Annotated in this window: 5 protein-coding genes and 1 pseudogene; 2 read left to right on the top strand and 4 right to left on the bottom strand. The window is 64.0% G+C overall.

Going from position 1 to position 8,687, the window contains the following annotated elements:
- Positions 1-380: 380 nt before the first annotated feature.
- Positions 381-1,361: a beta/alpha barrel domain-containing protein gene (locus GE027_RS20125; RefSeq protein WP_162006846.1), complete on the bottom strand. Its 981-nt coding sequence runs from the start codon at positions 1,359-1,361 to the stop codon at positions 381-383.
- Between the two features lie 492 nt (positions 1,362-1,853).
- Here GE027_RS20125 and GE027_RS20120 point away from each other — a divergent pair, with 492 nt between their 5' ends.
- On the top strand, positions 1,854-2,303 hold the full coding sequence (locus GE027_RS20120) for a GreA/GreB family elongation factor (protein WP_153559025.1): 450 nt from the start codon (positions 1,854-1,856) through the stop codon (positions 2,301-2,303).
- Positions 2,304-2,349: 46 nt separating this feature from the next.
- Here the strand turns inward: GE027_RS20120 and GE027_RS23485 are convergent.
- Positions 2,350-3,489: pseudogene (locus GE027_RS23485) on the bottom strand (MFS transporter).
- A 319-nt stretch (positions 3,490-3,808) separates the two neighbouring features.
- Here GE027_RS23485 and GE027_RS20105 point away from each other — a divergent pair.
- The gene (locus GE027_RS20105) at positions 3,809-4,801 is read left to right on the top strand and encodes a hypothetical protein (protein WP_153559022.1); all 993 of its coding nucleotides are present in this window, start codon (positions 3,809-3,811) and stop codon (positions 4,799-4,801) included.
- 147 nt (positions 4,802-4,948) lie between these two features.
- Here the strand turns inward: GE027_RS20105 and GE027_RS20100 are convergent, their stop codons facing one another.
- Together GE027_RS20100 and GE027_RS20095 are read right to left on the bottom strand one after the other, a co-directional pair.
- Complete coding sequence (locus GE027_RS20100; RefSeq protein WP_153559021.1) at positions 4,949-6,475, bottom strand: aKG-HExxH-type peptide beta-hydroxylase; 1,527 nt, start codon at positions 6,473-6,475, stop codon at positions 4,949-4,951.
- A 109-nt stretch (positions 6,476-6,584) separates the two neighbouring features.
- On the bottom strand, positions 6,585-7,745 hold the full coding sequence (locus GE027_RS20095; RefSeq protein WP_162006844.1) for a glycosyltransferase: 1,161 nt from the start codon (positions 7,743-7,745) through the stop codon (positions 6,585-6,587).
- Between the last annotated feature and the right edge of the window lie 942 nt (positions 7,746-8,687).

The following is an 8,687-nucleotide window of genomic DNA, read 5'->3' as shown; positions in this document are numbered from 1 at the left end:
TTACCACCGAAACGAACCATGATCGCCGGGTTTTCGCAGCGGCTCGCGGCCCATCCATTCCACCCGACCAGGTTTTCGGACAGAGTCTAGTGACGCGGGATGCACGGTCGTTGATAAACGCAGAGTCGCAGAGGGCGCAGAGTCCCCAAGCACAAGCCTGTGTCCGCCGCATTGGTATCGTTCGTCCTGGGCGCCGCACCCTTTCGTGCCCCGACACGCTGATGGAACCGTACGCTAGCGCGGGCAGCGGCTGATGGAACCGTACGCTAGCGCGTGTTCGGCTGATGGAACCGTACGCTAGCGCGGGCAGCGGCTGATGGAACCGTACGCCACCGCGGGCGGCGGCTGATGGAACCGTACGCTGGCGCGGGGGCTGGCGCTCAGACCGACAGGACGTGGCCCCACCGGTCGGCTTTGACGGTCAAGCGGTCGTGGGGCTGGTTCCGAGAGGCGAACTCGCTGGTCCGGTTGTCGAACTCCAGGACCCGTTCGCGGTCGCTGCAGAACTCCAGCGGTCGCCGGGCCCGCAGTTGCTCCAGCGAGCTGAGGCCGTGGGAGTTGAGGAATTGCCGCAGTCCCGCGACCATGTTCGCAATCACTTCGGGGCCTTCGCGGTAGATCGCCGAGACCACGGCCGCCGCGTCCGCTCCGGCCAGCAAGACCTTGATCACGTCTTCCGGCGTGCTGATCCCGCCACAGCCCGTCAGCGGCATCGCCGGGCAGTGGCCATACACGCGCAACAGCTCGCGCAGCACCGGCGACAGCGAGCTGGGGCGGTAGCGTCGTCCGGCCGATTCCAGGCGGAAGCTGTGCAGCGAGATATCGATCTCGGGGTCGCGGCCGTAGAGCACCAGGCCCTGCACGCCGGAGCTCAGCCGGCGAGCCAGGTAGCTGACGCTGGTGTACTCCCGGTGCAGCTTCAGGAACAGCGGTATGTCCAGCGTTCCGGCCAGCGTTTTCACCAGGTTCACGACCGCCTCCTCGGCGTCCCCCGGCTCGTACTCGCCGGCGCGCGAACGGTGATGAAGGTTCATTTCGATCGCCTCGGCACCGGCCTGCTGAAGCAGGTCGGTCAGGTGTCCCCAGTCGCTGGCGCAGTCGCCGCTGAGGCTGGCGAGCAGCGGCACGTCGGATCCGGCACGGGCCCCGGCAAAGGTCTCCAGGTAGCGGTCGACGTCCGCCAGCAGCCCCGCGCGGGACGGTCCATCGATGCGGCTCAGCCGCTGTTGTTCGCGGCGATCGAGCTCGGCGCCGTTGTCCCGCTTCCAGGCGACGAGATGTTCTTCGAACAGCGACGGCAGCACGATCGCGCCGGCACCGGCCGATTCCAGCGCCAGGCGGTTTTGAAAGCTGGCGGTCAAGGGGCAAGCACCAACGATGATGGGCGAGCGAAGGACGAGACCACCGAAGTTGGTCCTCACATCAAGAGACATTCAAGACACTCCGTTTAGAATGAAAAAGAGAAAGCGTGCCCCAAAGCAGTATGCAATCGGGGTGCCACAGAGCGGTATCGCCGCGCGGGCACGCCGTCGGATGCGGATCGGCCAGCGAAACTCCAGCGAAACGCAACCGCCGCGCGGGAAACCACGAAAATCTACTCTCGCCGCGATCATCCTCGCAACCGTCAACGCAGGTTGTCAGCCGCACTCCAAGTGGACGCTTCAACAGAGTCGCCTTTCGCTCCGCCGAAAGTAGCCCAGAGTCCCCCTTTCGCTCCGCCGAAAGCAGCCCAGTGCCCACATCCAGCAAGCTCCACCAGACCTCCATGGCATGCCGCTTGCATTCAATCTCATCGGTTGCCTCGTCTACAGCCGCTGGTGGTTCAGTTCGGTTCTTTCGAAGGAGTCCATTCGATGTTGCTTGCCGTCCCGCCTCACGTCGTGATCACTGCCGAGGAGCGTCCGGTTTTGATGACCGAGGAAGATCGGCGGCGCCTCTTGCAGCTGCTGCAGCGGGAGTACCGCGAGCGACCGGAGTGTCGTGCGGCGTTGTCCGGTTTGCTGAAAGAGGTCCACCGCGCGGACGTGATGTCGCCGGCGGAGCTGCCAGCCGACGTGGTCACGCTGGGCGCGGTCGTGGAGCTGACCGAGGTCGGCCGTGGCCACGCGCAGACAGTGGCGGTGGTTTTACCGGAGCAGGAGGACCTGTCGAGGAACCGGCTTTCGGTCCTCCGTCCGCTCGCGACCGCGATCCTCGGCCACCGCGTCGGCGACGAAGTCGCGGTGGGCGGCGCCGACCGTGCCGGCGGCCTGCAATTCAAAATCGAAAACCTGCTGTACCAGCCCGAGCAAGCGAGCTGGTGATCTAGTCGAAAACGCGTGGTGTCTGCGAGCCGTTGATAGAACGCCATTAGCCATCCCGCTGCCGGGCGAACAGCGGCAGCATGGCCAGCGCCACCAGACCGGCTGCGATCGTGCAAACGCCGGCCCAGCCAAAGCGGGTCCAGCCCCACACACCGGCCGCCGAACCGATCGCGCCGCCACCGAAATAGGTCACGATGTAGATCGTGCCCAAACGGTTGCGAGCTGCCGGAATCAAACTGTAGACGCGAGACTGGTTGGCCACGTGAACGGCCTGGACACCCAAGTCCATCAAGACCACCCCGGCGCCCAACCAGAACAGCGATCCGCCGCCGGCATACAGCGACCCGAACGAGCCCAGGGTCAGGACCAGAAAGCCGCCGGAGATGCCGCGGGCGCTGAGACGATCGGTCAACCGGCCCACGCTGCCGGCCGCCAAGGCACCCACCAGAGCCAACAGGCCCAGCATCCCCGTCACGTCGCTGCCGTAACCCAACGCCGGCGATTCCAGGTGAAACGCGATCGTCATCCAGAACGCGCTGAAAGCCGCAAACGTCATGCTGCCGAACAGACACGATTCGCGCAGCACCGGTTGGTCGCGGACCAAACCGCCCAGCGAACGGAGCAAGGCCGGGTAGGACAGTCGAGCCGACGGCGGACAGCGGGGCAGCACAACGCACAGCACCGCCAACAGGATCAGCAGGGTTCCGGCGGCCAGAAAGTAGATCGTGCGCCAGCCCCACTGGTCGCCGACCAAGCCGCTGATCGTTCACGACAGCAGCAGTCCGGTCAGCAGCCCGCCCACGACGGTTCCCACCACCCGGCCGCGCTGGCGAGCGTCCGCGAGCGTCGCTGCCAACGAGACCGTCATATGCGTGCCCGTGGTGGCCAGCCCCAGCAGAAAGCAGGCGATCGACAAACTGGCAAGGTCGCGTGCCAGACCCACGGCCAGCAGCGTGGCGACCGAAGCGGCGACCGATCCCAGCACCAGCGGCCGGCGGTCGACGATGTCGCCCAACGGCATCACCAACAGCATTCCGATCGTCTGCCCGATCATGCTCAGCGTCGCCGCCGTGCCCACCTGGGCCTGCGACAGACCCAGGTCCTCGGCGATCAAACCCAGCAAAGGCTGGATGTAGTACAGGTTGCCAACGACCAGGCCCACGGTCGCGGCCAACAACAGGACCATCGGCCCGCCGATCGATGACGCGGTGGGCGACGCGGCGGCGCTCCCAGCGGGTGCGGGGTTCGCAAATGTTTTCACAGATGTCTCAGGGCGGCTGGTCAACGACACGGCTCAGCGCAAAAAGAGAAAAGAAAACGTACAAAGAAAAAAGAAAACGTTCGGATAAACCCGCCATGACACGGTCTCCGCCCACCGGGTTCGCGCAAGCGCTGCCGATCGCGCACCGGCGCCCGTTGGCGTTGACGACGCCCGGCGGTATCGGCTATCTCCGCCCTCAGGGATGCCTCATGCCACCCACCCTCGACGACGTTTGGGCCCGACGATGATTTATTTCCTGACGACCAAGCGACACAATTACACGATTCGCAAGTGCCTCGCCTCCCGCGGCGCGGCCCTCGCCGACACGATTCGTCCGCTGTGCTACGGCCGGTTGTTCCTGCAGAAACGCTACGCCCCGGGCACCTACATATTCTCGGACCTCGAACGGCTCGACACCATCGCCACCAAGCGGGCGGCGGATATCCAGCAACGACTGCGCGGCGACGCCCGCTTTCGTGTGCTCAACTCGCCCGGCGAAACCCAGCTTCGTTTCGATCTGCTCCGCACGCTGGCCGATCGCGGCATCAACGACTTTCGTGCTCATCGTTTGAATACGCATCCGCGGCCGACTCGCTTTCCGGTTTTCATTCGCGGCGAAGACGACCACAAAGGACCGCTCTCGCCACTGCTTCACGATCAAGCGGAACTGGAACGGTGGGGACGGCGCTTCGAACGACGCCGCGGCGGTCGACGCGGCAAGTTGGTCGTGGAGTTCTGCGATGTTTCCGACGGCGACGGCGTTTACCGCAAGTACGCAGCCTTCAAGATCGGTGACCAGATCCTGCCTCGACATCTCTTCTTCGCCAGCGAATGGTGTGTGAAGGGTTGGGAGCATCTGGAGGAAAACTATTTGGACGAAGAATGGCGGTACCTTACCGAAGACCCTCACCGCGAACAGCTGCGAGCGATTTTCGACACCGCAGGTATCGACTTTGGCCGCATCGATTACGGCGTCTGCAACGGAAGACTGCAGGTCTGGGAAATCAACACCAACCCCATGTTGCCGGTTGATTACGGCGATGGCGGCCCGCGACGGGCTCGCGTGCAGGATTGGTTTGACGCCCGGTTCTTTGCGGCGATGCGCAGGATCGACGATCGCGAAGGCCAAGCGTCGCTGCCAGGCAAGCGGGTCGTGCCCCTGTGGCGAGCCGCCGAGCTCCCGGCTCGTGCCGCGATCCAGCGATTGCGCCGGGGACCGCGGCGGCGAGTCGCGTGAGAGACCGGCCGTAGCTGAAGTCGCCAGACTTTGGGCGCTGGAGTCTAGCCTTTAGGCGATTCGGCTGGGTTCCTGGTCGGCTGAAGCCTAGACTCCAGCGCATTCGCCGCCTGCCGCTACCCCGGCGGGCGTGCTGTCGCAGAGCGGCTACAACAAACCCGCCATGACGACCGCAAAATCGCGGACTTCTTCAAAATGCTCCTGCACGATCTGGTCGGTGCGGTGGTGCACATCGTACTGGCGAAGATGCCGGATCAGATCGTCCTGGGCGTACACCCGTTGGCCGTCTTCGGTGGTCGCGTAACAGAACCCGGATTCCGGCGTGAAATCAACCAGCGGGGTGTCGCCGCCGATGCCCAATCGCTCGGCGGTCGCCAAGTCGCGCTTCAGCGAGTCGCTGATCCGTTCACAAATCTCGCGGCCTTCGACGCTGAAATTGCCCCAGCAGATCAGTTGCGCCAAGGTGATTTGCAGTTGCCGACCCAGCTTTGCCGCTCGAGCTTTGGCGTGCGCCAGGAGCATCTCGTCGAGCTTTCCGGAATGCACCGCAGCGATCCAGAACGCATGCACGCGTTCGAACACGAAGGCCGCGTGAAACAACCCGTAGATCGGTCGGGGGTCGTCACGCCAGGGCGAATAGAACGTCGTGGGGCGCGTCTCCGGGGTGTCATCGATCAAGAACGCGAACCGCTCTTCCAACGCGAACAGACGGTTGTGGTAGAACTCGTGGATCAGGTCGTCGGCCAGCATCCACGGATTCTCGGTGGCGGTGAAAATCGCGGCACCGGGAAGCCGCGAGCAACTGGTGTTGAAGACGCCCCCGGCGCCGGGCGGTTTGAACGCGATCACCCGCAGGTACTGACCCATCTGCCGGAAACACTCCGGTGCGAACGACTGGATCGTCTGCAGGCAGGTCGATAGGGTCTCGACCATCCGGCACTGATCTTCGACGCTGGCCGTGGCGACCGAGCGGATGTCTTTCAGGCCGGAGACGTTGAAGGCATGCGGCTGGAGGGTGATGGAGCCGGCTGCGCAAGCGACTTGCGGAGCGACGTGCAAACGGGGTTCTCCGTTTTCCTGCGGTGTAGGCTGGTGTGCCGAACGCCGTACCGGAACCCCTGCCACCTGCAAGTGCAGCGTGCCGTCGGCATGCACCCCACACAGCGCCACCGGAGCTGCGCCGTGCGAGATGGAAAGCGTCGTTCCGGGAAGGTACGCCGGGGTGTTCAGCGGCGTCGGGTTAAATTGAATGGACGTTTCGCTATGCAAGGCCACCGCCGCGGCGAACAGGTTGAACTGCCGTAGGTGATAGGCGAGCCCTTCCCGCGGGTCGGTGATCCCCAGATCGCCGAAGTACTCGGCGGTTCCCGCCGAGACGGTAGCCCCGCGATGAACCGCGGCCACCGCATCAAACGCCACCCGGGCCCAGTGATACGCTCGCGGGTCACAGAAGACTCGCTCGAACACGTCTTCGCTCGCCCGCTGGCATTCGGCCAGGGACTGGGCGAAGGCGGTTTCCTCAGCGGTTGGTTCGGGGATGGACCGGAGCAGTTTGTCCAGTGCGAACAGGACGCCCACGGTCTTGTTGTGCTTCAGACGCAGCACGCAATCGTCGGCCCACAACAGCTCGCCGAGGTTTGCGGTATCCGTACTGGTTTCGCTTGCGAGGGCCATTGTCGATCCGTTGGTTGGAAGATGACCACGCCCCGCGCCTCCGACCTCTCTCGCGACGGTGCCGGCACGAGAGAGATTCGGTGGGCGGCGGGCCGGATGGGCAGCTTATTCAGTTCTCGATGCTGGCGACGCCTCCGCCTCCGCCTCCGCCCTTACCAGTACCGGAAGCGGAAAAATCCTGAGGAAAGGTTTTGCGGGCATTCAGGTCGGTGGCCGGGCGATCGAGCGCCGCGAAGATCTGGTCGGCTTGCTCCTGGGTGTCGGCGCTGTTGCGAAGGTCGGTGCGCGAGGGTTTCTTGTCCATGACGGGAATCTCCTGCCGAGTGAAAAAGACTCGTGTCGCCGCCTCGGCGTTCGCGGCGTCACGAGTGGAATCTTGAGGGGCTTCGAGGGGCGTCGTTACTTGAGCGAGCCCCTGTTCAGCGCGAGTGATGCCTCGGCGGCGGACTCGCTTGCGGATCGCGGCATTACGCTGCCAGTCGCTATTGCGGACATAGTCGCGATCGTGATCCAAATGATAAACGATCGCTCGGTGCCGTAGTTGCAAACCGCGGATCCCCGCGTTCTCCAGTCGCTCGCCCAGTTCCCGGTCCAGACCGCCGTACCGCATCTGGAGATTAAAACCGTTGACGCGGACCAGGTCCGCTTTCCAGGCCGACGCATTGTGTCCGTTGAACGAAGCCCGAGTGGTGGTGGCGCGATCCAGCCAAGCCGCCCAGCGTGGGTGGCGCGCGATCCAGGTCCATTTGGAAGGCATCGCTAGGCCGTTTTCTTTCAGCCAGAGGAGGTTCGTGAAATCGTCGTAGGCGGCGGTCCCGGAGAGGATCCGCTGGGTCAACGGTCTCGGCAACCGGCAACAGCCACCGGAAAGGAAGCGGCCGTGGCGAGCGTGGAAGAGGTGTTGCTGGACGAAGTCGGCCCGAGGCACGCAGTCGCCATCGGTGAAAATCAGATAGGGGCCCGTGGCGGCTTGGATCGCACGATTCAGGATCCGCGTTTTGTCGAAGCCGCGATAGGGTTGGCCGAGGTAGCGAATGGCGAAGGGAGCGTGGACGGCGTGCCGCCGGATCACCGCGCGTGTGGACGCGGTGCATCCATCCTCGCCGACGACCACATCGAAGGACCCGGTGGATTGCCTGGCGAACCCTTCGAGGACACGGTCCAAGTAGGCGGGCGAACGGAACGTGGTCAAGATCACGCTGGCCCGCAGGCCCGGCGACCGCTCGGCCGAAGCGAAGGCAGACGAAGGTGCATGGGAGGAGGAAGGCACGCTAGAAAGCCCATGAGGAACGTCGGATTGCTTGCCCGCCCCCCAGTAGAGTCGATTTGTGGTTGCCAAGTAAAGGTCAATCACCAAAGCAGCGAAGACCAAAGTAGCTCGGCTGTCCCAGCCGAGACCAGCGCATAGTAACTCGGCTGTCCCAGCCGAGACAAACGCATAGTAACTCGGCTGTCCCAGCCGAGACCAGCAAAAGCAACGCTCCCGGAGAAGACTCTTTACTGCCGCCCTGCCGATCAAAAACGCTTCAAGAACAAGATCGTTTTCTCCCCTCTCCCCCGAATCCTGGCGAGCCCAAGCGAGTCAGGATTCGGGGGAGAGCGTCGGGTCCTAAGCACGTCGGCATGAATCTTTCGGTGAAACCCCGCGACAACACCCTCCCGCGCAGCGGGAGGGTCGGGCTCTTAGGCCCGGGGAGGGCCCTACGAAAACCCTCTCCGGGCCTGAGAGCCCGACTCGCCCAGTGGGAGAGTAAAGCCGAATGAAATGTTGCGACGTGCCTACCACCGAACCGAACCATGATCGCCAGGTTTTCGCAGCGGTTCGCGGCCCATCCATCCCACCCGACTAGGTTTTCGCACAGAGTCTAGTGATACGGCATGCGCGGTCGTTGATAAACGCAAAGTCGCAGAGGGGCGCAGAGTCCCCAAGCCCAGACTCTCCCCCGAATCCTGGCGAGCCTAAGCGAGTCAGGATTCGGGAGAGAGGGGTCGGGGCCTAAGCACGTCGGCATGAATCTTTCGGTGAACCCCCGCGACAACACCCTCCCGCGCAGCGGGAGGGTCGGGCTCTTAGGCCCGGGGAGGGCCCTACGAAAACCCTCTCCGGGCCTGAGAGCCCGACTCTCCCAGTGGGAGAGTAAAGCTGAATGAAATGTTGCGACGTGCTTACCACCGAACCGAACCACGATCGCCGGGTTTTCGCAGCGGCTCG

The organism is Roseimaritima sediminicola, from assembly GCF_009618275.1.
GTDB classification, from domain to species: domain Bacteria; phylum Planctomycetota; class Planctomycetia; order Pirellulales; family Pirellulaceae; genus Roseimaritima; species Roseimaritima sediminicola.
This window is presented reverse-complemented; position numbering and strand designations above follow the sequence as displayed.

Excerpts from the sequence above, each read along its gene's own strand:
- GE027_RS20120 (WP_153559025.1), top strand. The coding sequence starts at position 1,854 with ATGTTGCTTGCCGTCCCGCCTCACGTCGTGATCACTGCCGAGGAGCGT.
- GE027_RS20105 (WP_153559022.1), top strand. The coding sequence starts at position 3,809 with ATGATTTATTTCCTGACGACCAAGCGACACAATTACACGATTCGCAAG.
- GE027_RS20100 (WP_153559021.1), bottom strand. The coding sequence starts at position 6,475 with ATGGCCCTCGCAAGCGAAACCAGTACGGATACCGCAAACCTCGGCGAG.